This is a genomic window from Psychrobacter sp. Rd 27.2, assembly GCF_001921755.1.
GTDB classification, from domain to species: Bacteria; Pseudomonadota; Gammaproteobacteria; order Pseudomonadales; family Moraxellaceae; genus Psychrobacter; species Psychrobacter celer.
On the sequence record NZ_MRYB01000103.1, the window covers coordinates 1 to 394 of the forward strand.

Sequence of the window (394 nt, forward strand, 5' to 3'; positions counted from 1 at the left end):
AGCACTTGGAGCGACAGCAACAGCAGATTTTAATGCCTTACCGCCAGCCGTTTTGGTTGCATTGATTGTAGTAGTAGCGCCAGCAATGACAGTATCTACAGCCGTCCAGCCACCGACAGACGAAGCTGCATAAGCGGCGGTAGTAGAGCTAAAGACAATCACGAAAGATAAGAAGAAGGCTAAGAATCTTTTCATATCACAGCCCTTATCAAGACGTAAATTGCAACATTAGGAACAATCACTATTAGCCAATTTATAATATTTGCAGATTCCAAAATAACCTCCTTAAAAAAAACCACCGCCTAAGCGATGGTTTCTAAAAGATGCCAACAAACAAGGCTCTTTTACTTAGCGCCACGCTTGAACAAGTTCCAGCCAAGGATCATCGCTAGAA

General features: G+C 42.9%; 1 protein-coding gene. It reads right to left on the reverse strand.

From position 1 onward, the window contains the following. Positions 1–195, reverse strand: a 195-nt coding sequence (locus BTV99_RS12780) for a hypothetical protein (RefSeq protein WP_143507194.1), incomplete at its 3' end; no start/stop codon positions are given. Positions 196–394 lie beyond the last annotated feature (199 nt).